The 24,982-nt window shown below is 66.6% G+C and carries 16 protein-coding genes and 2 pseudogenes; 7 read left to right on the forward strand and 11 right to left on the reverse strand.

All coding sequences use genetic code 11. The features are described 5' to 3' along the window. From ABQF30_RS11380 to eccCa, 7 genes and pseudogenes are all read right to left on the reverse strand, one after another. Positions 1-4,586: alpha/beta hydrolase (locus ABQF30_RS11380; RefSeq protein WP_448463644.1), on the reverse strand; the 4,586-nt coding region annotated here is incomplete at its 3' end. A 55-nt stretch (positions 4,587-4,641) separates the two neighbouring features. Continuing rightward, entirely contained in the window at positions 4,642-4,938 is a 297-nt protein-coding gene (locus tag ABQF30_RS11385; protein WP_448463646.1) for a hypothetical protein, read from the reverse strand. Positions 4,939-4,941: 3 nt separating this feature from the next. Beyond that, positions 4,942-5,415, reverse strand: coding sequence for a YbaB/EbfC family nucleoid-associated protein (locus ABQF30_RS11390; RefSeq protein ID WP_448463648.1), 474 nt, complete (start codon positions 5,413-5,415; stop codon positions 4,942-4,944). Between the two features lie 285 nt (positions 5,416-5,700). Continuing rightward, positions 5,701-6,858, reverse strand: a pseudogene (locus ABQF30_RS11395) (MinD/ParA family ATP-binding protein); the annotation flags it as partial. Positions 6,859-7,219: 361 nt separating this feature from the next. Further along, positions 7,220-8,557, reverse strand: coding sequence for a type VII secretion-associated serine protease mycosin (gene mycP, locus ABQF30_RS11400; protein ID WP_448464932.1), 1,338 nt, complete (start codon positions 8,555-8,557; stop codon positions 7,220-7,222). 44 nt (positions 8,558-8,601) lie between these two features. Continuing rightward, positions 8,602-10,053, reverse strand: a complete 1,452-nt coding sequence (gene eccD, locus ABQF30_RS11405) for a type VII secretion integral membrane protein EccD (protein ID WP_448463650.1) — start codon at positions 10,051-10,053, stop codon at positions 8,602-8,604. Continuing rightward, entirely contained in the window at positions 10,050-14,087 is a 4,038-nt protein-coding gene (gene eccCa / locus ABQF30_RS11410) for a type VII secretion protein EccCa (protein WP_448463652.1), read from the reverse strand. The genes eccD (ABQF30_RS11405) and eccCa overlap by 4 nt, the downstream gene beginning before the upstream one ends. 100 nt (positions 14,088-14,187) lie before the next feature. On the opposite strand from eccCa, the gene eccD (ABQF30_RS11415) reads away from it, so the two are divergent. After that, positions 14,188-15,672: a type VII secretion integral membrane protein EccD gene (gene eccD / locus ABQF30_RS11415; protein WP_448463654.1), complete on the forward strand. Its 1,485-nt coding sequence runs from the start codon at positions 14,188-14,190 to the stop codon at positions 15,670-15,672. A gap of 6 nt (positions 15,673-15,678) precedes the next feature. Here the strand turns inward: eccD (ABQF30_RS11415) and eccB are convergent, their stop codons facing one another. Next, complete coding sequence (gene eccB, locus ABQF30_RS11420; protein WP_448463656.1) at positions 15,679-17,181, reverse strand: type VII secretion protein EccB; 1,503 nt, start codon at positions 17,179-17,181, stop codon at positions 15,679-15,681. A 75-nt stretch (positions 17,182-17,256) separates the two neighbouring features. On the opposite strand from eccB, the gene eccE reads away from it, so the two are divergent. Continuing rightward, on the forward strand, positions 17,257-18,900 hold the full coding sequence (eccE, locus tag ABQF30_RS11425; RefSeq protein WP_448463658.1) for a type VII secretion protein EccE: 1,644 nt from the start codon (positions 17,257-17,259) through the stop codon (positions 18,898-18,900). Positions 18,901-18,915: 15 nt separating this feature from the next. Then, positions 18,916-19,608: a DUF5336 domain-containing protein gene (locus ABQF30_RS11430; RefSeq protein WP_448463660.1), complete on the forward strand. Its 693-nt coding sequence runs from the start codon at positions 18,916-18,918 to the stop codon at positions 19,606-19,608. On the opposite strand, the gene ABQF30_RS11435 is transcribed toward ABQF30_RS11430, so the two are convergent. Next, entirely contained in the window at positions 19,538-20,674 is a 1,137-nt protein-coding gene (locus ABQF30_RS11435) for an acyltransferase family protein (protein ID WP_448463662.1), read from the reverse strand. The two genes, ABQF30_RS11430 and ABQF30_RS11435, sit on opposite strands and share 71 nt — an antisense overlap. A gap of 61 nt (positions 20,675-20,735) precedes the next feature. Between ABQF30_RS11435 and ABQF30_RS11440 the strand changes: the two genes are divergently transcribed. Together ABQF30_RS11440 and ABQF30_RS11445 are read left to right on the forward strand one after the other, a co-directional pair. Continuing rightward, entirely contained in the window at positions 20,736-22,217 is a 1,482-nt protein-coding gene (locus tag ABQF30_RS11440) for a glutamate-cysteine ligase family protein (protein WP_448463664.1), read from the forward strand. Between the two features lie 19 nt (positions 22,218-22,236). Next, positions 22,237-22,920 (forward strand): class I SAM-dependent methyltransferase, encoded by a 684-nt coding sequence (locus ABQF30_RS11445; protein WP_448463666.1) that lies wholly within the window; start codon positions 22,237-22,239, stop codon positions 22,918-22,920. A gap of 69 nt (positions 22,921-22,989) precedes the next feature. On the opposite strand, the gene pip is transcribed toward ABQF30_RS11445, so the two are convergent. Together pip and ABQF30_RS11455 are read right to left on the reverse strand one after the other, a co-directional pair. Further along, positions 22,990-23,952, reverse strand: coding sequence for a prolyl aminopeptidase (pip, locus tag ABQF30_RS11450; protein ID WP_448463667.1), 963 nt, complete (start codon positions 23,950-23,952; stop codon positions 22,990-22,992). A gap of 67 nt (positions 23,953-24,019) precedes the next feature. Then, a pseudogene (locus ABQF30_RS11455) lies at positions 24,020-24,235 on the reverse strand (AbrB/MazE/SpoVT family DNA-binding domain-containing protein). Between the two features lie 49 nt (positions 24,236-24,284). Here ABQF30_RS11455 and ABQF30_RS11460 point away from each other — a divergent pair. Next, positions 24,285-24,527 (forward strand): ribbon-helix-helix domain-containing protein, encoded by a 243-nt coding sequence (locus tag ABQF30_RS11460; protein ID WP_448463669.1) that lies wholly within the window; start codon positions 24,285-24,287, stop codon positions 24,525-24,527. Continuing rightward, the gene (locus tag ABQF30_RS11465; RefSeq protein ID WP_448463671.1) at positions 24,524-24,955 is read left to right on the forward strand and encodes a TA system VapC family ribonuclease toxin; all 432 of its coding nucleotides are present in this window, start codon (positions 24,524-24,526) and stop codon (positions 24,953-24,955) included. Before ABQF30_RS11460 ends, ABQF30_RS11465 begins: the two co-directional genes overlap by 4 nt. Positions 24,956-24,982 lie beyond the last annotated feature (27 nt).

Raw genomic sequence — 24,982 nt, forward strand, 5'->3', positions numbered from 1 at the left:
CTGGCGAAGATCTGCCCACCGTTCTGCGCCATCCGTTGGAAACCGACCCGCGGATCCCAACTGCCCGGGGGTTGGTAGCCGAGATAGGCGATCGAGGCCGCCGACAGATTCGGGTCCTCCTGCAGCGTCGAGCGCAGCTGGTTGAACCCGCGCCGCATGATCGTCCCGATTCTCTCGATCGTGGTCGTCATCCCCGGCACATACCAGGACACCGACTGCGCGGTATACGGATCAGCACCGAAGCTGACGATCGCGCGTCCCACCCCACCGAAAGAATCCGGATCCAGCGCCAACAGGTAGGGTCCGCCGATGCCATGCTGGATCGCATTCCGCTCGGCCGTGCGCAGCGCGGACTCGATGTCGTCCATCAGCTTGACGAACTTTTCCTGCGCTTCGTTGAGGGCGATCCCGTTGTCGCGCTGGGACACCCACAGGTCCCGCCGGGCCGCGTTGCGCTCCAGCATGATCGAGTTCGCCTGGTGGCGCGCCATCGGCGGAATGCCCTCGGCGTTGCCCACCTCGAATGGGTGCGTCTCAATCAACGCCTGCTGCTGAGCCTCGGACAACCCGGCCCACCAGTGCGCATTCGCCCGCGCCCGGTCCACCGCGCGATCCACCGACACTCGGTGATCGGCGGGGCTCATGATGTCCTTGGCGCTGATGCCCCGCTCATCCAGCGCTTCATTGGCGATCTCACGTGGCGTCCGGGGGTCGAGTTCCGAATCGGTCGCGGCCTGAACCTCGGACTGCCAGCGCGGATTCCACGGACGACGGGTTTCGCGGTCACCCTGGAGCCTGGTCTCGCCCTCGAGCCGCAGCGGCCTGCCCTCCGCGGGCTCCACCGTGGCTTCGCGAGTACCGAAGTATCGCCGCGGCTGCCGGTCGACCGTCCGATGCGGGTCCGTGTCGATCCGATCGGCGTGCCCGGCGGCGATCCGGCCGAAGTTGGCCAGCGATTCGCTGCGCACCCCGCCGTTGCGGTCGGCGTACCGGTAGTAGGAATTGTGGGTCCCCCGGCTGCGCGCCCGGTCCATATCCGAGGAGAACTCAGCGGTGACACGTTGGCCACCAAAGCTATTCATGGCCGGATCGACGCCGAGACCGAGGCCGAAGATGCGGCCGGCCGATCCGGGGTTACGACCACCGAGTGCGGTGAACGGATCCCGCGACGAGGAGGCGACGAAGACGTTGTCGCCGATACCGAAATCGGCAGCCGCGCGCACCGGACCGGTGCCGGGCGACCCGATCAGCGAGATGGTGCGGACATCGTTGGCCAGTCGCCCGTCGCGGCCCGCATAGCTTGTGGCCGTGGTGCCGTAGGAGTGGGCGAACACGTGGTTTCCACTGAAATGACTGCCGTCGTCGGCCAAGGTGTCGCGGGCGGCGTTGAAGGCGCGGATATCGCTGTACAGGATCGCGCCGCCCTCGCGGGCCAACGTGTGACCGGCTGCGCGCCAACTACTCAGACCGCTCGGGGTGTCGTAACCGATCCATGCGATCGAGGCGGCGCTGACATCCGGGTTCTCCTGCGTGGTGGACTGCAGGTGGTTGAGCGCATCGCCCATGAAGGCGCCCAGCTGGTCGATCGTGATGCCCTGGCCCGGCACATGCCAGGACACCGAATCCGCTCGGTAGGGGTCGGCGCCGAAACTGACCACCGCGCGGCCGTCCCCACCGAATGCGGTGTGGTCGAACGACAGAAGCAGTGGACCACCGAGATCGGACTGCTGTGCCAGCTGCCCGGCTCGGGTAAGCGCCGCATCGATCTGATCGAGGCGGGCCAGCAGCTTGCTCTGACTGCGGCTGAGCCGATGGCCACTGTCCCGCAACGACTGCAGCTGGCTTCGGCTCTCGCTCAATGAGATGGTGTTGGCCCTGTGCCGGGCCGACGCCGGAATGCCCTCGGCGTTGCCGATGTGCTGCGGGTAGGCCTCGATCAGTGCGAGCTGCTCGGCGCCCGTCAGCTGTGACCACCACGCGGCATTGCTGCGCGCCCGGGCATCGGCCGCCTCCATCATGCCCAGCGGATTGCGCAATCCGTCGATCTGAACCGGCGGAATACGCCGCGCCAGGGCGGAGTCTGCCACCATGCTCTGCGGCACTACGCTGCGCCACCGCTCGCCCGGCGAGTTGTCGCCGTCGTTGGTTCCATCCGGAGTCGGATCGCCCTGCGGCGGATGACCCTGCACATCGCCGACGGCAGCGGCCGCGACCAACTGTTGCGGGCGTCCCTGAAACGAGTCGACAGCTCGCCCTTGCGGATCGAGATAGCCCACAGCAGTGCGTAATACGGCGTCTTGTCCCCAGCCGGGCGGCCATGGTGTACGACGCCCGGTTGTCGGGTCCTCAAGGAAGAGCTGCCCATCGTCGTTGACCGCGAGGTAGGCGTGACCACCTTGATCCTGGCCGCCCGACCACGCGGATACCAGGACGGCCGATGAACCGGGAGCCATCTGCCCGAGCACGTTGTTCACATCGGCGTAGGACGCGAACTGGGCCGCGGAACCAGTGGCCTCGAACAATTGGATGCCGGGCCTGCCGCGCGCCGACGTGAACGGCACGAGCCGGACCGGACGCCCATATCTGTCCGACAACGCCTGCGCGACGCGGTCCGCACAATCGTCGGAGATCTCGCTCCGCTCGTCGGTTATCTCGGTGCGCTCGTCGACTGTCGGGTTCTGTTCAGCCTTCGCCGCGTTGGTCTGGTTGGCCGGTGCGGCTGCGTCCTGAACCCGCGCGGCCGGTACGCCGGCCGCGTCGGAACTGGTCGACGATGGTGTCGGCGTCGACCTTTCGGACTGTGCAGAGGGTGCTGGCGGCTTCGAAACCTCTTCGCGGACACCGGGAGTAGAGGCCTTGGCGACGGGAGCCGCCGGTGGCGTCTCGGTCCGGCCGCCGGCCGTCGGCGTGGCGGGGCTCTGCGACGTGGTAGCCGTTGGCCCGGCCGGTGGGGCAGGAGCCGCGGTATCGGCATGAACAGGGTCAGATTGAGCAGCCTCGGCCTGAACAGGATCGATCTGGGTGGTCTCGGTCTGAACAGGCTCAGCCTGTACCGCATCGGTGGCCTGGGTGGCATCAGTGGTTTGCGTGACATCGGTCGCCACCGGAGACTCCGCCGTCTGCGCGACCGGCATCGGATCCGAAGTTGCAGCATGCTGCTCGGACAGCTGCGCGTTCTGGTTTGTCGCGGTGTCGGTTTCGGGGTCCTGCTGGGCTTGATCGTCACTGGTGGCCGGTTCGGCCGTCTGGTCGTTGGCAGCGGTGTCGGTTGTGTGAGTGCCGCCGGTCGCGTGTGCGTCATCATCGGCCTGCGACTGGACGGAATCCGTGCCCGCGGTTTCGTCCTCGGCGGTATGTTGGTCGGCTGCCTCGTTCTCAGTGGCTGACTTGGCTGCGGAACTCTGTTTGGATGACGACTGATCATGCTGTGCCACAGCATTTTTCGCCGGACCGTTGACGGTATTCGACGGTGCGGCCTTCGGGGCGACGGGCGGTGCCGCCGTACTGCCGGTCGCGTCGTCCGCGGGGGTGGTTTCACTGTCGGCATCGGGTTTGGGCCCGGTGTCGAGATCGGACGGACCATCCGGGTCGAGCCCGGCCAGTTCTCCGGTAGGCGCGGTAGGCCCGGGCTCAGACAGTGGCGTCGCCTGGTTGTTCTGCGGGTTCGGTGATGACAGTCCAGCGCCTTTGAGGCCGCCGATGCTGGTAGTGGTCGCCCCCGCGAGGATCGCCAAGGTATCGAATTCGCCACCGACGGACATGGTTCCGGCGACGTTGCCGACCACCCCGGCGGTGAACATGACGGTCGCGCCCTTGGTTGCGGCTGTGAGTCTGTTGCGCGCGGGACCCAGGGCAGCGCCGACCGGCAGGGCGGAGGCGCCACCGGCGCCACCTCCGACTGTCGAGGCGATCGCGGTCGTTTGGAACCGGTCCCACCGGTAATCGGCATGCCCGTTGTTGGCTTGGATGCCCTGAACGATCCCCTCTTGCGTCAACCCCTGGGCGAGTTCCTGCCTCGCCTCCCGCACTGTGGCGAGCAGCATCTCCTTCCGGAACAGCCGGTTCATCATCGTCCTGCTCAGCAGGTCGCGCATTTTGGCGAGGAGTCGCCGCAGTGCGATCATCACGATCTGGCGGATCGTCATGACGGTGGTCGTTTCAATGACCGGTATCAGTGCGGTCGATGCCCCATACGTGGGCGCGGCATTAGCGAGACACCACGATATTTCAATGGCTGCCAGTGCCAATCCGACAATGATCGACAGCTTGCTGTATTCGATCTCGGTGCCGAAGTTGGTTGCGCCCTCGCCCATTGCGGAGATGCCGTCGGCCAGTCTGTCCACGGCATAGTCGCCGTCGAACAGCATGGCGAACTGCTTCTCCGCGGCATCGGCGGTGTCGCCGAACAGAACCGACAGTGTCTCTCCGCGCACCCGGTTCAGTTCCGGGATGAGGTCTTGGAGCTGTTCGGCCGCAGCCTGATAGTGCTCGCCCATTCGGCGGGTGCGGGTCTCGCTGCCTTGCGGCCACTCACCGCCCGCGAGGTATGACACCCATTGGAGTTCGGGTGGGATCTGGATGTCCATAAGCGACTCGGTGTGGCCGTGACCTTAACCGGCCGGCCACCCCGTGGTGTTGGCCCTACGCCTGATCGTTTTGCTCGAATGAATTTGCGGCAGTCGTCAATCCGTCCGAGTAGTAATCGAGCAGATCGGTCTTCACCACCACAGAGCCATCGACCCAATCCCGTTGGGCCAGATGCCCCGCGTCGCCTTTGGCGAACCCATCACCCATCTTGTCGTCACCCCAGGCGGCGCCCTCGGCCGCCAGATTGGCTTGCAGCGTGGACAACACGCCTTTCATCCTGGTGCTGACATCGTTGAGGTGCTTCGAGGTCGCTCGCAGGTCGGACGGTGCGACACCGAACTCGTCAGCCATCGGTCAGCTCCTCACGGTGGGGAATGCAGATTCGCCGTGACCGTCGTCCTCCGGACTCGGCACAACCTCGGCCGCTTCATCGTGGCCGAATACCGCTCTGGTCAGGTCGCGTAGATCGGGTGCCCCGTCGACAATGTCCGAGAGTGCGGGCAACATCGCGCGCCGTTCGCCGATCGGAACCAACAAGGCGGCCGCGCGCTCCGCTACGAGTTGCGCCGCGGACTGTGCGGCCGACGTGACATGGCCGCCGAGTTCTTCGAGTTCGTACTCATCGAGATATGACTCGTCGATCACGGTCTCGATGACATGCCCTTGTGCGTCGACAGTCACCTCGACCAAACCGTCGGCCGCCTCAGCGGCCGCGGTCAGCTGAGCTTGCTCCCGCTGGACCGCCTGAATATCGGCCATCTGTTCAGAGACCAGGGCAAGCACCTCGGTCATCTGGTGCCGCAGTCCATCGTTGTTGATCTGCCTCACCTCACCCTCACCGCAGCAGGCCGATGCGACCATCCGAAACCGGGATCGGCATAGTCTTCCAGATTCTCAAAGGCACTGCCATGGCCTTGGGCGAATCTGATTAGGGTTTCCCACATTTGAGCGATCGCACGACAATGCTCCGCGAAATTGCCATTGTCGCAATGTCGTCCGCGTGGTGATTTGCCGTCAAACCGTCGATAGCCCGGGCTTCCTGGAGAGGTCTCCAGTCAAACCGATAGCTCACACGCTCTCGACCACTGCACAAATACTTTGCCCCGGTGCGCGTCACGCCCGGTGGCGGCCGCCGTTCAACCTGGGGAACTTCTCCGACACGGCGCCGGCCAATTCCAGATACGCCTGCAACGTGTCCGGGTTCAGCAAATCGAAGTCGACGTCGGCCCCCTCGGCCAGATGCGGATCGAACGGAATCATGTGCACCGAGCGGCATCGCGCTTCGAAATGCTCGTAGACCTTCTCCAGTTTCAGCTTCACCGAACCCGGCCGCGACGCGCTGAGCACCACGTGCGCATCGCGGACCAGAGCCGAGTGGCCATGCTGCATCAGCCAATCCAAGGTCGCCGACGCACTGCGCGCCGCATCGATCGCCGGCGAACTGACCAGCACGATGGTGTGCGCAAGATCCAGCACGCCTGCCATCGCGGAATGCATGATTCCGGTGCCGCAGTCGGTGAGGATGATGTTGTAGTAATGCCGCAGGATATCGACTGTGCGCCGGTAATCCGACTCACCGAACACTTCCGAAACCGCGGGTTCCTGCTCGCTGGCCAGCACTTCCAGGCGGCTGCCCGCCATGCGGGTATGGCTGCGCACGTCGGCGTACCGCTCGATACCGGGATCCGACAGCAGATCGCGCACCGTGGACTGGCTCGAGGTGTCCCGCACGCGTTCGGCCAGCGTCCCCCGATCCGGGTTGGCATCCACTGCGATGACGCGGTCGCTGCGCATCATCGCCAAGGCAGACCCCAGCCCCAGTGTGGTGGTGGTCTTCCCGACACCGCCCTTGATCGAGAGCACGGCGATACGGAAGTCGCCGGCAATGGGCTGGCGAATCTGGGCCAGCAGGTCTTCCCTCTCGCGGTCCCTGCGTGACTCACCCGGGTTGACCCGTCCGGCGCTGGCGCGATGCACAGCGCGACGCCATCCGGATTGCGGCGCAGCGCGCGAACGGTTCAGTATTCCGGCGTCATCGAGCGACGGCACCGGCGAGTACTGCCCGGGCCGTGGAGGCGGGGCGTCGGCAGGCTGCCAATCCGGCGACGGTGGCGGAGGTACCCACCCGGACGGAGGTGGCGGCAGCCAGCCCGGTGGCGGCATTGGTGGCGGAGGTGGCGGCGGCGGCAGTGGCCTCGCGGGTGGTGGCGATTCCGGCGGTGCGGGCGCCTCCGGCGGTGCTGCCGGAGGCGCCGGGACGTCGGGCGCCGGATCATCCTGGGAGAATCGCTCGGCGAACTCCCTGGATCCGATCGTGCTGTGCAGCTGCCAGGGTGGCGGAGCGAGGCGACGGGCCGGTGCCTGCGGCGGCGGCTCCGCGGGCGGATCTACCGACAAGACCTCCGTCGCGTCGTCGTGTTGGTCGGGCTCCTCCGGTGGCGCGACGTGGTTCTGCCGGGCGGACCGGTGCGCCGCGATCTGTTCCAGCAGAGCGGCCGCGCGCGCCTCCACCTCGTCGAGTTGACCAGGCTCCAAGTCGTCGAGCGACGCAGGCTCGCCAATCGGCGGCATCTCGTCCGGCATCATTCCCCTCGCGATCTGCGCTGACTTCGCTCCCGATCGTACGTACCGCTCACTTGGTACGCCGTCGGGCCGCGGCTACCGCCACCGCCGCCGCCATCAACACGAGACTGGCGGCGGTGACGCTGAATACGATCCTGCGCGCCCGCACGTTACCCGGGTCCGGTGGCGGTGGACCGCTGATCGGTGTCCCAGTGGTGACGTCCCGGTCGTCGCGGACCGGCGGGAGTTGGTGTGTCAGCGCCGCGACCGGATCCACCACGCCGTAGCCGGTGGCCTGGTTGGGCCCGTTGCCGGGCGTGCGGGCCGTCCGCTCCACCAACGCCTTGACATCACCGGCGGTCATGTTGGGGAATCGCGATCGAATCAGCGCCACCACGCCCGATACGAACGGCGCGGCGAAGCTGGTCCCGTTGAGCGGGGCCAGACCCTGCTGGCCGAGTTGTGCATTGCTGAGGCCGGGTCCACCGGCATCCAACGACGTGATCCGTTCGCCGGGGGCCGCCACTCCCAGCCACGGTCCGTGCAAGCTGAAGTCAGCCGGCGCGCCCGAGGTGGTCACCGCGCCGACGGTCAAGACGTAGTCGTCGAACCAGGCCGGGCTGGCAATGGTGCTGACGCTGTCCCAGCCGCTGTCCAGTGGTTGGTTCGGGTCACCCATGATGTTCTGTGCCTTGCACATGCTCTGCTCGTTGAAGTTGCCCGCCGCGGCCACAACGACGACATTTCGTTCGAACGCGTATCGCACGGCGCGGCCGAGCGCCCGATCGTCCAATCCCGCCGCCACAGGAGCGCAGGCTACTTCGGACAAATTGATGACTGTGGCGCCGAGGTCGACTGCCCGCGCGATGGCCAGGGCGAGGGTCTGGGTGTTGCCATAGCCGATCGACGTCGCGTTGGGGTCCTCGTTCTGGCCGCTGCTCGTTCCTGCCACGCTGTAGGCGCCGCTGTTCTGGCGGATCGACAGGATCGTGGCTTCCGGAGCCACGCCGGCGAAGCTGTCACCGTCGGCAGGCGTCGCCGCGATGATCCCGGCCACCAGCGTGCCGTGCGCGTCGCAGTCGACCAGCCCGTCGGTGTTCGACACGTAGTCGCCGCCGGCCTCCAACGCAGGTAGCCGCGGATGCCGGTTCACGCCGGTGTCGATCACCGCCACCTTCTGTCCCGCCCCACGCGAAAAGCGCCATGCCCGGCGGTATTCCAGCATTGCCTCGGCACTGCTCTGCTTCGCGAAGTCGGTTCCCGGCAGCACTCCGGTGGGTATCCCGCAGATCGTCTTCTGCTCGGTCGGCTCCGTCGGCCCGACCGGCCCGACAGGTGGCGGGCCGGGTTCCACCACGGGTGGTGTGACGGCACCGGCAGGCGGGGCTCCCAGACCGGCCACCGCCATCGTCAACACCACACCCGCCAGCGCCGCGCAACGCCGAGCGATCACTACAGGCCCAGCCGTTCGTACACGCCGAGCGGCCAAAGAGCCAGCGGTATGACCGCCGCCACGGCCACATATTCCAGATAAGAAGCAACGGTCCGTACGCGGTCGGGCCGACGGCTGACGGTGCAGAACACGCCGGTCAGTACGGCCGCCGCCGCGAGCACCGCCAGCACACCCACCCCGGCGAACTGCAGGGGCCGCACCCCGGATTGCGCCTGCATGCAGGTGGTCAACACCAGCGCGAGCCCGGGGACCGCAAGCGCGGCACGTTCCGGCCAGGTGGACGCCCGACGGCTGCGCAATGCCAGCACCGCAGCACAGGCCAAGGCGAAGGCGAAAGCCGGCCAACCTGAATCGACTCGGGCCAACACCGCGGCCCCGACCAGAACAACCAAGCCCGAACCGGCCAGCAGGCCGACCCGGGTCAGCACCGCCGAGTGCACCCTGGCCCAGACCTGTTCGGCGCTCGGCATCGGGCTGAGCGGCTCGGCTTCCGCTGCGGAGAACGGATCGTCCTTGCGGGCCGCACTCGAGCGCACAGTCGGCGATGGGAACTGGTCAAGCCCAGCGGTGAGCACGGGCACTGCCAGGCACGCCAACACCGCGGCCGTCGCCGCAACCGTGGCCACCACGTCGACACGTCCGCCCAGTGCCCGGCCGGAAAAGGCCAGAACACCGAAGACCAGAACCACCGCCGCCGTGACGTAAGCCCAATGCCCTGCGCGGATGAGGCGGTAATAGAGCGCGATCAGCCCCAACAGCACCGCACACCCCACAGCGAGGCCGAGCACGCCGTAGCCCGCGGCCAGCACCCAACTCAGCGTGGCGCTCAGCACGATCACAGGCGGACCGGTCGCAGCGGCGATATCCGCCCGGTCCAGCAATCCGCGCGCGATTGCCGCACCGGCAACCAACGCGGCCGTCGTCAGCACCGCACCGGTAACGGCCATCGCACGGTACGGCGAAAGCTCGTCGGCCAGTAGGAAAAGCACCCACACCGCGCAGCACAACCACAACCCGGCGAAGGCCATCATCCCCGCCGACGTGGCGTTCCACGCGGCGTATGCCGCTCGGTTGAGCCGGGCGGCTGCATCGACCACGTCGTCGTAGAGGGTGGGTGGAGACAACGCGCGACGAGCCGAGAGATGCAGCAGCTCACCGTTTTCCACACCGGCCGCGCGTAAGGTCCGATCGGGTTCCAGCACCGCGGCGGCGCGGTCGCTCCGACGGAGTACCCAGAACGTCCGGCGTTCGTCGCGATCGGCCGCGTCGTCGCCGCGCCCGGTGTCGCGGGACTTGACCAACCGCGCCAACTCCGGCAGGAACGCCGCCACGGGAACGTCGGCGGGCAGCGCCACATCCAGTTGCGTCCGACCGCCCACCACCGACACCCTGATCGTCTCGGGCGCCGCGGACACCACCCGCACCTCGCGGAGTTCCTCGACCCCCGTCACAGGTCAGGCATCCTGGACAGCTGGACGACGCCGCTGCGAGTGGTGCGGGAGACCAGTGTGCCGCGGCCCGGCGGCATCGCGGTGGCCTTGATTCCGCCGAACAATCCGCCCTCCTCCTTGCCACCGCTCATCACCAAGCCGTTGCAGGACAGGTCTTTCAGACGCCCGATGATCGGGTCCATCATCGCGCGTCCGGCACCGCCGCTGCGTCGGGTGATCACGACGCGTAAACCGATGTCTCGGGCCTGCGGCAGATACTCCACCAGCGGGCCGAGCGGATGGCTCAGTGACCCGCCCGGGATCAGGTCGTAGTCGTCGATCATCACGAACAGGTCGGGTCCCGACCACCACGACCGTTCCTTGAGTTGCTGCTGGGTGATGTCGTTTGGCGGCAGCCGGTCTTTGAGCGCACCGGCCAACGCTGTCATCAAATCCGTACACGACTGCGGAGCGGTGGCATAGCCGCCCAGATACTCGTCGGGAACGACGCCCAACATCGAGCGGCGGAAGTCGACGAGGATGAGCTTGGCCTCCACGGGGGTGGCGTTCTCCATCACCCCGGCGGCGATGTTGCGCAGCAGACCGGTCTTGCCGCACTCGGTGTCGGCGAAGGCCACCAGATGTGGTTGGGTATCGAAATCCAGTACCACGGGCGCCAGTTCGTCCTCGTTGATCCCGATGGCGATGCGGGCCTTGCTCAGCTGCCCGGCCTCGCGCGCCACCCGCACCACCTCGGCGCGATCCACATCGTGCGGCAGCATCCGCACCCGCGGCGCTTCGCGGCCGTCGTAGTGGGCGCGCACCGCCTCGACCGCGCCGGCCACCCCGGCAGGCAGGTCCTCCACCGTCGAGCTGGAGTCGAGTCGAGGCAACCCGATCAGAATATGCAGCCGCTCTGGATTGATACCGCGGCCGGGGCGCCCGATCGGCACCAACTCGGCGGACCGGCGCGCCACCTCGCTGTCGATGGGGTCGCCGAGGCGCAGTTCGATCCGGGTGCCCAGCATGTCCTTGACTGCGGGGCGGATCTCCATCCACCGCGACGCGGAAATCGCAAGGTGCACACCGTAGGACAGACCCTGAATCGCCAGCGACTGCAGTACCGGGTCGAGCGATTCGAAGTCGCTCTTGATCGAGGCCCACCCGTCGACGACCAGCACCACATCACCGAACTTGTCTTGACTCAACGGATCTCGGGCAGCCTCGGCCGGCGGCAGGGTAGCCAGTCGGGCCTTGCGCTGCCGGAAGTCGCGCATGGATTCGATGCCGAGGTCGCGGAACAGTTGTTCGCGGGCTCGCAGCACGCCTGCCACCTCGGCGACCGTGCGCCGGATGGCATCGGCGTCCATTCGGCCGGCCACCCCGCCGACGTGCGGTAGTTTCGCCATGCTCGACAGGGTGCCGCCGCCGAAGTCGAGGCAGTAGAACTGCACTTGTTCGGGAGTGTGTGTGGCCGCGGCAGCCATCATCAACGTCCGCAGCGTCGTCGACTTGCCCGACTGCGGCCCCCCGACCACCGCCACGTTGCCCTGGGCGCCGGACAGGTCGACCATGAGTACGTCGCGGCGCTGGTCGTAGGGTCGGTCCACCACGCCCATCGGCATCCACAGTCGCCCGTTGACGTTTTGTTGGGCACTCCAATCCGTCTCCGGCAAAAGCTCGTTGACGGCGGGGCTGTCGTCGAGCGGCGGCAGCCACACCTCGTGCGCGGGCCTGCCGTGTCCCCGCAACCGGCTCACCACCATGCCGAGCAACGTGGTCTTGGCGGGCCCCGACGCGGCCCGCTCGGGCTCAACCACCGGAGCGTCGGCCGGTAACGCCGCTTTCGCCGGCGCCGGGTCCTTCTTGACGGGTGTGGCGGTGAACAGCTTTGGCGCCAACGCGCCGAGTTGGGTGACGCGTCCGGTCCGCGCCGATACCTGCGGTTTGACGTAATCCCCTGACACATAACACGCGTTGAACCGGATCGGCTCCGAGGCATCGCATTTCAGGAAGGCCGAGCCCGGCACGCTGGGGAGGTGGTAGGCGTCGGGCACGCCGAGCACGCTGCGCGACTCGCCGGCCGAGAACGTCTTCAGGCCGATCCGGTAGGACAGGTGTGAGTCCAGCCCCCGCAACTTGCCCTCTTCCAGCCGCTGCGAGGCCAACAGCAGGTGCATGTGCAGGGATCGACCCAGCCGACCGATCATCACGAACAGCTCCGCGAAATCCGGTTTCTGAGAGAGCAACTCGGAGAACTCGTCTACCACGATGAACAGCGCGGGCAGTGGCTCGAGATCGGCGCCTCCGGCCCGGGCACGTTCGTACTCGCTGACGTTCGAGAAGTTTCCGGCGGAGCGCAGCAACTCCTGGCGACGGTTCATCTCACCGGCCAGTGCGTCACGCATCCGGTCCACCATCGTCAGTTCGTCTTCGAGGTTGGTGATGATCGCCGCGATGTGCGCGATGCCTTCGAGGCCGAGAAACGTTGCCCCGCCCTTGAAGTCGACCAACACCAGGTTGAGCGACTCCGGCGAGTGCGACGTGATCATCGACAACACCAAGGTGCGCAGAAACTCCGACTTACCCGAGCCCGTAGCACCGATACACAGTCCGTGCGGCCCCATCCCACCCTCGGCCGACTCCTTGATGTCGAGTTCGATGGGTTGACCGTTCGGGGTCACGCCGATCGGCACCCGCAGCCGCTCCCGTGGCGATCGCTGCCGCCACACCTGCTCGGGCATGATGCCTGCGGCGTCGGGAATCTTCAACAACGCCATCAATCCGGGGTCCACGGCTCTCGAGTCGGACTCCAGACTGACGATGTGAGCGGCGTTCGCCGGACGGAAGCGCCCGATCCGCCGGGCGGTGGTCTCAGCTTCGGCGATCGTGATGGTGTCCGGGGTGGCGAACCGTTCGATGCCCACCGCGGTGCGCGCGGCGACGTCGTCGCCGTCCACCACCAGTTGCAGGCTGCGGCGCGCCGTCGCACCGTCGCGGGGCCCATTCAGGTCGAGCAGCGTCACGCTATCCATGCCTGCATCGGTGATCAACTGTTCGTCACCGGTGACGAATCCGTCGTCGAGCACCACGACGAGCTGTTTCAGCCCCTGCGTCGGTTGCGCGTTGCGGGTGAACCGGCCGCGTTCGGCCAACTCCGCCGTGAGCGCGGTCTCCATCAGCTCCAGTGTGGGAAACAGCAGCCGCATCGAACCCATCCCGTCCCGGGTCACCGAATGCTGGGCGTGCGGCAGCCACTTGGCCCAGCTCCAGTTCTCGCCGTCGGGGTTGGCTGTGACGACCGCGACCTGGACATGGTCGGGCCCGTGAAAGGTGCACAGCTCCAACACCATCGAGCGCACCAGCTGCTGCGCGAGCTTGCGCTCCCCTTCGAAGGTGATGGTCGGGAAGGCGCGCATCGACACCGCCGTCGGTAGCGCGTGCACCACCGAATGGGTCTTGACGAACCGGCGCAGCGCCACCGTCGACACCGGTTCCAGATCCTCGGGTGGACCGGTCTCGGGAGCCAGCAACCGAGTCGCCAAGCGGTGCGTCCCGATACCGACGCGCACATGGCAGTAATCCGCGTCGGTGGGCCGGCGTTCCCACATGCGGCGGGTCCCGACCACATCGGCCAGCGCACGCGGATCAGGATGGCTCCACTCCAACGCCGTGCGTTGTTCCTCGCCGGTGGCGTCGGCCTCCTCGCGAAGATTCGCCAAATAGCTGAAGTAGTCCTTGCGTTCCTCGTTGAGTTCGGCAGCGGCTTTGCCGGTACGCGCCCCGCCGCCCATGAACATGCCGACCATCGACATCAGCATCATCATCGGGAAGAGCAGGAACATCGGGTTTCTGGCCATGTCACGGCCGCCGACCGTGATCATCAACGCGATCATGCCGATGACGGCAACCAGCATCACAAAGGGCATCAGCTTCATGAACAGGTTTCCCGGGATCGCCCGGGGAACCTCTGGCGGCGGCGCCAGGTTGACCTCCCCGCCCGGCATTCGCGGCGGCGCCACCCGCAGGCGGCGTACAAAACCCTGCGTACTCAACGTTTACCCCTCGGAGACTGCGCAGCTGAAAGCGGCTGGGTATCGTCCCGGTTATTGTGGACCGCCGAGCAATCCCATTGCGCAGGAGGCCGACCGGGTTGTGACTTTACCGCCATCGTTGTCAGAACTTCCGTCCGAACTTGATCCCGAAGCCGAATCCGAACCGGAGCTGAGCCGGCTGACCCTGGTGGTCGGAGGGCTGAACATCGATGTCGGGCTACCGGCCCACGTCAGCATCGCTCAATACATCGCCGCTGTCATCGATATCGCAAACGAGCAGGTGGCGGCACACGAGCAGTTCGATGCCACCGACGGGCAGTGGACGTTGGCCCCATTGGGTGGCGACCCGGTCGACCCGAACCACTCACTGGCCGAGTCAGGGATCTATGACGGCGACTTGCTGATGATCCGTGCGGCCGCCCAGCCGGTCAGCCCACTGCTGTTCGACGACGTCGACGACACCCAGGCGACCGAACAGCAGCGACCGGTGCGCACCTGGCTCGCCGACAACGCGGCCACGTTGGCCTGCTTCGGTGCCGCTCTGGCCGCCACCGTCACGTTGGCCGGGACACTGTCTCGCTGGGCCCACAGCCCTGTGGTGCCCGCTGCGGCGCTCGCTCTGGGCGCTCTGGGCATGCTGTGCGCCTGCCTGGTCGCACACCGGGCAGCGCCGGCGGCGACCTCAGCCTGGATCACCGCGGTATCGATGCCGCTGGTGTTCGCGGGCTCGCTCTACCTCGTACCCGACGGCCATGGGATGACCTCACTGCCGATGGCGTTTGCCATCACCGCGCTCAGTTCGCTGCTGGTGCTCCTCATTTCAGGTACGGGTCACGCTGTGCACACCGCGATCATCACGGTGGGTGCGTTCGGCGGCTTCAGCGCGACGGCTATGTTGCTGTGGCAGGTGCCGGTCCGGACAGTGGGCGCTTTGCTCGCCACGGTCGCCGTAATCGTGGTCTACCTGGCTCCGCGGGTGACGATCGTGTTGTCGAAGCTGCCGATCCCGCGGGTGCCGACAGCAGGCGAACCGCTCGACGACATCGAGACCCAAGGCGGAACCACTGTCGAAGGTGTCAACGCGATCGGCAAACAGATCATCCCCACCGAGGAGGACCTGATCCAACGGGTTCGGCGGGGCAACCAGTATCTCACCGGAATCCTGGTCGCCGCCGCGCTCGTCGCCGCCGTCGGCTGCTACCTGACGACGGACGTCAGCAACGGATTTTACTGGCAGGGAACCCTTTTCGCGGTCATGGTGGCCACGGTACTGTGCCTGCGCGGGCGCGGCCACCACGACTTGGTGCAGTCGGCGACGCTCATCGGTAGCGGGCTGACGATCGCGGTCGTGGTGATCGTCAAGACCGCGATGAATATCGAGCACTGGCAGATCCGCACCATGGTCGCGCTGGTCGCCCTACTGGTTCTCGTACTGGCCTGCGGGCTGGTGGCGCCACGCCGCGAATTCTCACCCGTGGTACGGCGTCAGGTCGAGATACTCGAATACATCGCGGTCGGATCACTTTTCCCGCTGTGCTTCTGGATCATCCGGGTCTACGCGTTCTTCCGTGAGTTGCGTCTCTGACAGCAGCTAGCCGGCTGAAACCGGGGCGGCATCCGGGTCCGCCGCCATGCCGTCATGGGCGACCAGCGCTGCCTCCTGCGACAGGTTCGGCCCGGGCGGCAACAGCGACAACACCGGCCATGGCGCCCACTGCGGAGCGTTGGTCGGCCCGTCGGGAACTTTGACACCCGTGACGCCGAGCGCATCGGCCGTCGGCAGATCCTTGATGTGGTACCGCACGCCGGTATCGGAGACGTAGAAAAGCTGTCCAGTCGACCGGCTGTCGGGGTCGCCGCCGGTGGCCTGCACGTACTCGCCTGCACCTGGTGTCAGATACACCGAGTCCACGCCCGGCCCACTTCCGTCGGCACTGGCCAGCCGTACCAACTGGGCCCCGTCAGCCGTAGGCAACCGGTGGCCCACCAGCAGCCGTACGTCGGCCTCCGCGTCGGTGTTCGACCGCTGCCAACCCATACACACCACCCGGTCGGGATTCGGCGACACGATGCGCGGCGGCTCCGACGGATAGTGGTCGACCGACAACCGGTGCACTGTCGGAACCTCGGCCAGCACGCCCGGGGGGATCTCGCTCGGTTGCCCGCTTGCCACTCCGCCGGATTCGCTGTATCGGATGATGTCGGCTGTGGCTTGCGAGATGGGCTGCAGCCCCTCGCGCAGCACCACATAGAGCTGTTCACCCCGCGAATCGACGGACTCGACGATGGAGCCGACCGGATGGTCGGGCCCAAGCACCTGGCTGGTTTCTCCCGAACCCTCGATCATCACCGGAGTGATCGGATCGACCAGCGGAAACGAATTGAGCAGGGCCAATGACATCGGACGGGTCTGGGCACCCTGCAGGTGAAGACCGTTGACCAAGACCGGATCTGACACGTCGATCGGGGCCCGCACTCCGCGGTACACCAGATAGGTGATCCCGCCGGCTTCCGTGAGAATCGCCTCGGCGGGTTCGACCGGACGGATTCCGCTGTCGAGCGTCGGATCGTTGGCCAGCACTGTGGTCTGCAGGCTGGCCGTACCCGTGGTTTCCGTGACGCCGGGCATGACCAGGCCGTCGCAGATCGTCCACGACGACGTCGCCATGTCGTCCCCGCTATTGATGCTCACGGGCGCACCGACGATGCCGACCATCGGTCCGCGCGGCAACGCATCGAGGAATTTCTCGTCGACCTCCTTGGGGCTGTCGTTCTTACCGACGATCAACCGCGCCGAGGCCAGATTGAGCACGGGATGCACCCGGTCACCGATCCGCACGAACGGCGCACCGCTGGACTTGCTCAGCACAATCTGCGCATCACCGATATTGGGCGCCGGTTTGAAGAACGCCAACACCCCGGCCGCCCCGGTGATCAGGACGGCGATCACCACTCCCACGATCAACGCGCGCATCTGGCCGCGCATCGGGTCGTGAATCATCCGCGAGTCGCCACGGATGAGTGCGTGTTCGAGACGGCGAATGAGAAAGCGGTAGCCGTTGACCTGCGCGCGGGTGGTAACTTGCGCTGGCATGCCCGTAGGGTATAGCACGTCGATACCACGACAACAGTGCATCCTGGACGCGGCTACTGAAATGCGGTGTGCCCATTGCCTTTAGCAGCAAACAACTCGCGGGTCATCCCGCTGGTCGACGTGATTGCGCTGGAGGTCCTCGCGGTCGCCGGGATCGTTGTCGCGTTGTGGCTGGACAGACCAGGCTGGCAGGGTGCCGCAGTGGGTCTGGTCTCTGCGCTGGTGCTGGTCCTCCCGCTGGCCGGTGGTACGACGGTGCCGCGCTCGGTGGCGCTGCGGTGGAGTTTTTTCCGCGACCGACGACGGCCGACCAGGACGCTGCCCGCCGATCCGTTCGACGTGCCGACATCCGACGGTCAGCAGATCGGATTCCGGTGGAACGGCACTACGTTGCTGTCGCTGCTCAAGATCGACGAGAACCCGCGGGCATTGACGGTGCTCGAACCGGGTGTGACGGTGTCCGGCGAAATGGTGCCGGTGGGAGCCCTGTTGGACTGCTTGCGCCAGTTCGACATCACGCTGGAGTCCATCGACATCATCAGCCAGGGCGCCCGGTCGTACGGTCACACCGATGTCGCCGCGGTCTACGACTCCGTGTTGGGGCCATTGCCTGCGATCGCGCAGCGCACCGTGTGGATCGCCGTGCGGTTCAATCCCGCGCGCTGCGCCGAGGCGGTGCGGCGACGCGGCGGCGGGCGCGACGGCATCCTGCGCACCGCCACCACCGCCACCCGGCGAGTTGCCAATCGGCTGGCCGAAGCGGGCCTGCAACCGCAGTTTCTCACCGCGAGCGCCGTGGCGGCGGCCACCAACCAACTGAGCGACGGGGTCAACCTGGCCACTGTCGAGGAAACCTGGGAGGACTGCCGGGAAGGGAACTTTCGGCTGTCCACCTTCGCCGTGCAGCCAGACATGCTGACCACGCCGGGCCTCGGGCTGTTGTGGACGGTGCCGAGTTACTCCACGACGTTGTGCCTGTCGCTGCGGGAGGGCGCCGAACCGGATCGGATCAAGGTGCGGGGACTTGTCCGCTTCGACAGTGAGATCCGGGTACCCACCGCACTGCGCGGGCTCACGCCACTGCGCGGCCGCCAGTTCTCCGCGCTTGCCTCCACACTGCCGATTCCGACGGATCCACGACGGCAGATCGAGCATTGGGCGTCAGGCCCGCGCGACTCGTCGCTTCACGAGCTGGCAGTGCCTGCTTCGGGCTGCGGTCAGGTGATCGGCGCGGACGAACAAGGACGGGCGGTCGCGCTTCCCGTGTTCGGCCCCCAGATCCGCCGAGTGGAGATCTCGGGCACCCTGCACCTGGCTCAGCAGGTGGTGTTGCGGTCGCTGGCGCTGGGTGCCCGGGTGCTGGTGCACAGCCGACGTCCGGCGGCCTGGCGCAGCATGGTCGAAGTTGTCGGGCGCAACGACCTGCTGTGGGTCGCCGATTTCAATCGGCGTGCGCTGCAGGCCGGTTCAGAGCGCAATTACACCGTCGAAATGTTCGACGGTGTTCCCGAACAATCGGTTCGGGTCGGGGTGACCGCGATGGTCGTCGCGCCGCCGTACACGCAGGCATCGGCACAGGCCGACGTCGTCCTCGACTTGATCTCGCTCGAGCACGACACCGTCAAAGTCAGCACGGCGGCCGGCTCGGCGGTCGTCACCATGGTCGCCACCGACGACGAGATGCGTTACCTGAAGTCGTCCGCCAACAGCACCGACTGATCGATAGGAGCGAGCGTGGTCAATTCAGCGCACCGGAATCTGTACGTCGCGGTGGTGGTGCTCGGGGTGGCCTGCTACTGCGTGAGCTTCGGACCGGACGGCGACGGCCTCGGCTGGTACGTCCGGTTCGCCGCACTGGCCGCCCTGACAGCCGCTATCGGCCTGCTGCCCAAACAAACACCCCACCCGGGCGTGATCGCCGTCCTGGCCGCCATAGGCTTCCTCGACGGATTGTCGAACGCCGTGACCGCCCCCGGGGGCTGGGCACTGACCCTCATCGTCGTGCTGGGCGGCCTGCAGGCCGTCGTCGCGATCGCGGCGCTCATGCTCGCACCGAAACCGACCGGGGCCACTGCCACAGCCGGATATGAGGCCTACCTGGACTACTACAACCAAGCCGTCCAGCATTACTACGGTCAGCAGGGTGCGTCGCAGCGCGGTGTCTACGAGCAGGCGCAGGGCCAGGCGTACGGCCAGGCACCGGCCGCCGCGCAGGCCACGGCACAGCCCGTCGCGCAACCAGCCCAGTACGGCGATTACGCCGATCTGCTTTCCCCACAACAGGATTACGGCCGAACCACCGCCAACCCCCCCGGCGAGCCAGGTGCCGCGGTACCCCCGCCGGGGCGGGCCGGAGCTAGCCCCGCGGCCGGGTCAACCGGTGCAACAGCCAGGCCGGCGGAACCGTGGCCACCAACGTCGCCATGAACAGCACCGTCGCCGATCCGGTGTAGACGTTCCAGCCCAGCACGAACTCCATGACCAGGGCCATCACGACCACGTGCAGCAGGAAGATCTCGTAGGAGATCTCCCCCAGCCACACCATCGGCCTGCTGCCCATCAGCCGCCGGTAGGAGCCTGTGTCGCCCAGCGCCAGCGGCGCCACCACGAGCGTGGCGATCAGCGCGTAGAGGATCGTCTTGGACAGGTCTGCGGACAGGTCCAGGGCCGGCGCTGTGACCGTCCCGGCGATCGGCGTGGACACCACCAGATAGCAGGCCAGGGCCAGCGGCAGGACCGCCAACGCATAGCAGCGCACACCCATGGCGGCCAGCACCGCCAGCATCATGCCGCCGACGAACCAGACCAGATAGTGCGGCAGCCACGACCCGGCTCCCACCGGTAGCCAGCCGGCGTGCATCAGCACGAGCCACAGCGGGCTCACCGCCGCCAGCGCGGACAGCCCGACAAGCAGCAGCACCGGGCGAAAACGTCGTCGACACAGCACCACCAGCAGCAGATAGGCCAGCACCGGAAGCACCGCATAGAACGCCACCTCCACCGCCAAGCTCCACATCTGGGACAGGCCCTGGTGCAGGTAGCTCGTGAAGTAGTCGTTGCTGTAAATCTGCGTCAGCGTGAGGTTGCGCCACAGTCCGGTCCAGGTGTGGCCGGGATTGGGCTCCACGGGATGCAGTTCGTAGATGCCGAAGACCAGCAGGACGGTCACGACGTATGCAGGCATGATGCGGCGGAACCGATTTCGCGCGTACCGCCGCGCGCTGGGTGCAGCGCCACCGTCGGCTGCCGCCTGCACCCACGGGCGGAACAGCAACAGGCCCGACAGCACGAAGAAGATCGCGACGCCGATCTCCAGGCGTGCACTCATCAACCCGAGATAGCCCTGGGTGAGCAGCCCGGTGCCGTAGGCAGCGTGGGTGCCCATCACCGTCAGCGCAGCGACGGCCCGTACCCCGGTCAGTGCTGCGATGCGGTCGGCGCCGGCGACCTGTTCTAGCCCGCCTTGATCCGCTTCAGGTTGTTGGGCACACAATCCTCGACCCTATTACGCGATTCCGTTGCGCGGAGACCACTCGACGTTGTTGCATCGCGGTGTGGGCGAAGAGGTCAAACACACCGAGTACAGCCGGGCGCACCGCCAGGAGTACCGCCGCAAGGTGCAGCTGTGCCTCGATGTGTTCGAAACCATGCTCGCTCAGTCCAGTTTCGAGTTCGAGCGCCCGCTCACCGGCATGGAGATCGAGTGCAACCTGGTCGACAGTCACTATCAGCCCGCGATGAGCAACCGGGAGGTGCTTGACTCCATCGCCGATCCCGCGTATCAGACCGAATTGGGCGCGTACAACATCGAATTCAACGTGCCGCCGCGACCACTTCCGGGCCGCGCCGCGCTGGAGTTGGAGAGTGAGGTGCGCGCGAGCCTCAACGCCGCCGAGGCCAAGGCGAACGAGGACGGCGCACACATCGTGATGGTCGGCATCCTGCCTACGCTTATGCCCGAACACCTTTCGGGAAGCTGGATGAGCGAGTCGACGCGATACCAGGCGCTCAACGACTCCATCTTCACCGCCCGCGGCGAGGACATGGCGATCGACATCTCCGGGCCGGAACGACTGAGCCTGCAGGCGGCGTCGATCGCCCCGGAGTCGGCCTGCACCAGCATGCAGTTGCACCTGCAGGTCTCCCCCGCCGATTTCGCAAAGAACTGGAACGCCGCACAGGTGCTTGCCGGGCCGCAGCTGGCGGTCGGGGCGAACTCGCCGTACTTCTTCGGCCACCAGCTGTGGGCTGAGACCCGCATCGAACTGTTCACCCAAGCCACCGACACCCGGCCCGACGAACTCAAGACGCAGGGCGTGCGGCCGAGGGTGTGGTTCGGCGAGCGCTGGATCACCTCGATCTTCGACCTGTTCGAGGAGAACGTCCGGTACTTCCCGTCGCTGCTGCCCGAAGTGTCCGATGAGGACCCGGTCGCCGAACTGGCTGCCGGCCGCGCACCGAAGCTGTCAGAGCTGCGGCTGCACAACGGCACCATCTACCGGTGGAACCGGCCCGTGTACGACGTCGTAGGAGAGGGGGCCAACGGGCGTCCTCACCTTCGAGTCGAGAACCGGGTGCTGCCGGCCGGGCCGACAGTGATCGACATGATGGCCAACTCGGCGTTCTACTACGGCCTGTTGCGGACCCTCTCAGAGGAGGACCGGCCACTCTGGACGAAGATGAGTTTCGCTGCGGCGCAACACAATTTCGTGGCAGGGGCGCAGTACGGCATGGACGCCCGGATGTACTGGCCGGGGCTCGGCGAAGTGACACCGGACGAGCTGGTGCTGCGCCAGCTGCTGCCGCTCGCGCACGACGGCCTGCGCCGCTGGGGCGTCGCCGGGGATGTCTGCGACCGCTACCTCGGTGTCATCGAGGGCCGCGCCAAGACCGGACGGACCGGCTCGGCGTGGCAGGTGTCGACGGTGCAGGAACTCCAGCAGGGCGGTCGGTCCCGGCCGGAAGCCCTGGCCGAAATGCTGCGGCTCTATGTTCAGCGCATGCACAGCAACGAGCCGGTCCACACCTGGGACTGACACGCGTACGTTGGTTGGCATGGCATCTGAAGACGTCTTGGACTGGGATGGCGCATATCGCGGAGACGCCGGATTCGAAGGTCCTCCGCCCTGGAATATCGGCGAACCGCAGCCTGAGCTTGCCGCGCTGCAACGGGCCGGGAAATTCCGCAGTGACGTGCTTGACGCAGGTTGTGGCCATGCCGAGCTGTCGTTGGCCCTGGCTGAGGACGGCTACACCGTCGTCGGCCTGGATCTGAGCCCCACCGCGATCGCCGCCGCCAACAAGGCCGCGCAGGTCCGCGGGTTGTCCACGGCCAGCTTCGCCCAGGCCGACATCACGTCGTTCACCGGGTACGACGGCCGGTTCAACACCGTCATCGACTCGACCCTGTTCCACTCGTTGCCGGTCGAGGGCCGCGACGGCTACCTGAAGTCCATCAACCGGGCATCCGCGCCAGGCGCGAATTACTTCGTGTTGGTGTTCGCCAAGGGTGCATTCCCGGCCGAGTTGGAGTTCAAGCCCAACGAGGTGGACGAGGACGAGCTGCGGGCGGCGGTGTCGAAGCACTGGGAGGTCGACGACGTCCGTCCGGCGTTCATCCACGCGAACGCGGTGGCCATGCCCGCCGACATCCCGTTCGAATTGCCGCCGCACGACCGCGACGAGAAGGGCCGCATCAAGTTCCCGGCGTTCCTGCTCACCGCGCACAAGGCCGGCTGAGGGCTGAGGGCTAGCTCCGCGAGCGTGCGTGTCTGCTGCCCGCCACACCGCTAATTGTCGGCATTTTCGTCACTGTCGTGCGTGAGCGAGTGCGGCGAAACGGTCGAGGGCCTCGACACCCAGCGCGCCCATCGCTCCGCCCGACTCGTGCCCTATCCCGGGCACGATGTGCAACTGCGCCGCAGGCCAGCGCTGGGCGAGCTGCCAGGCGATGTCGTGCGGGCCGCTCACATCGAGCCGGCCGTGAATCAACGCCGCCGGGATGTGGGCGATCTTGCCGACATTGTCGAGCAACTCGCTCTCATCCCGCCACGCGGCGTGCCGCCAGTAGTGAGTGACCAAGCGAGCAAAGCACATCCGGAAGTCCGGGCCCTTGGTGACAAGCCACGGCCGAGGTTCCGGCCCGAGGTTGATGTGGGAGTCCTCCCATTCGCACCAATCCCATGCCGCTTTCTCTCGCACATTCGGGTCGTCGTCGCCGAGCAGGCGTGCGTATGCGTCGACCAGGCTGCCGTCTCGCTCGCCTTCGGGCACCCCGGCGCGGAAACGCGCCCACTCGGCGGGGAACAAGCGCCCGACATCGCGGGTGATCCATTGCACCTCGCGCGGGGTCGTGGTGGTCACGGCCGTCAGCTTCATCGCGGCAACACGCTGCGGGTGTTGTTCGGCGTAGGCCAACGCGAGCGTCGTGCCCCACGACCAGCCGGCGACCACCCACCGCTCCACGCCCAAATGGGTTCGCAGCAGCTCCATGTCGGCGATCAGATGGTCAGTGGTGTTGGTGGCCAGATCGACCGAAGGATCACCGGCATGCGGTGTGCTGCGGCCGCACCCCCGTTGATCGAACAGCACCACGCGGTACTTCTGCGGGTCGAAGTACCGACGCATCCCGGGCACGCAACCGCCGCCTGGCCCGCCGTGAATCACCAACGCGGGCAAGCCCTCCGGATTTCCGGAGGTCTCCCAGTGCATAAGGTTGCCGTCGCCGACGTCCAGCATGCCGCTCTCGAACGGCTCGATTGGCGGATACACACTCGTGACCGTACTGGGTCAGAACGTAGCGCTCACACCGCAGCACGAACACTGGTGACGGGGGCGATCATCGTCGTACGCGGTCCAACGTCTCGCGAACGATCCGGGCGTGCAGAGGACTGAACCCTCCCGAACCAGTTCGACTTCGGTCGGCGCTGGTTCAATCTCGATTCGACCGTCCCGCTCCGTGACCTCCACCAGTTGGTTTCCGCGCAAGCCGAGGCGATCGCGGATCCGCTTCGGAATCACCAATCGCCGCTGACGGATTAGTGGTGGTTCTCATGGGTGAAATCTAACGTTCGACATACATGTGATGCGCTAGCATCAGATGCATGCGCACCACACTGTCCTTGGACGATGACGTACTGCTCGCAGTGAAGGAGCGGGCGCGCCGCGAAAAGCGCACCGCAGGCGAGGTTCTGTCCGACCTCGCCCGGCAGGCGCTGACGCAACAGCAGAGCGCAGCCCCCCGGACAGGTTCGGAAAGCTTCTATGGATTCGAACCGTTCGGACATCGAGGGCCTGCCGTGTCCAACGCTCTCGTCGACCGACTACGCGACGAAGAAGCCGTATGACGCGCGCCCTGCTGGACGTCAATGTCCTGATGGCGCTGCTCGATAGCGATCACGTCGACCACGAGCGGGTTCGCCAGTGGGTCGGCGCCGAGATTTTCCAGGGCTGGGCATCGTGTGCCATCACTCAAAACGGCTTCGTCCGCATCATCAGCCAGCCTCGATATCCCAGCCCGGTGACACCCGCGCAGGCGATCGGCAGATTGGCCCGTGCCGCCGCTACCGAACATCACGAGTACTGGCCATGCTCCGTCAGCCTCGTCGACGATGAACTCATCGACCACTCACGATTGCACGGGCATCGCCAGGTAACCGACGCATATCTACTCGCGCTCGCCACCGCCAACGGTGGCCGATTCGCGACGCTCGATCAGTCGATTCCCATTGACGCGGTCCGCAATGCCAGCGCGGCCAACCTGGCAGTGATCTGACACGAGGATTTGCCCCTACCGCCCGCC

The sequence above is a fragment of the Mycolicibacterium sp. XJ870 genome (assembly GCF_053483975.1).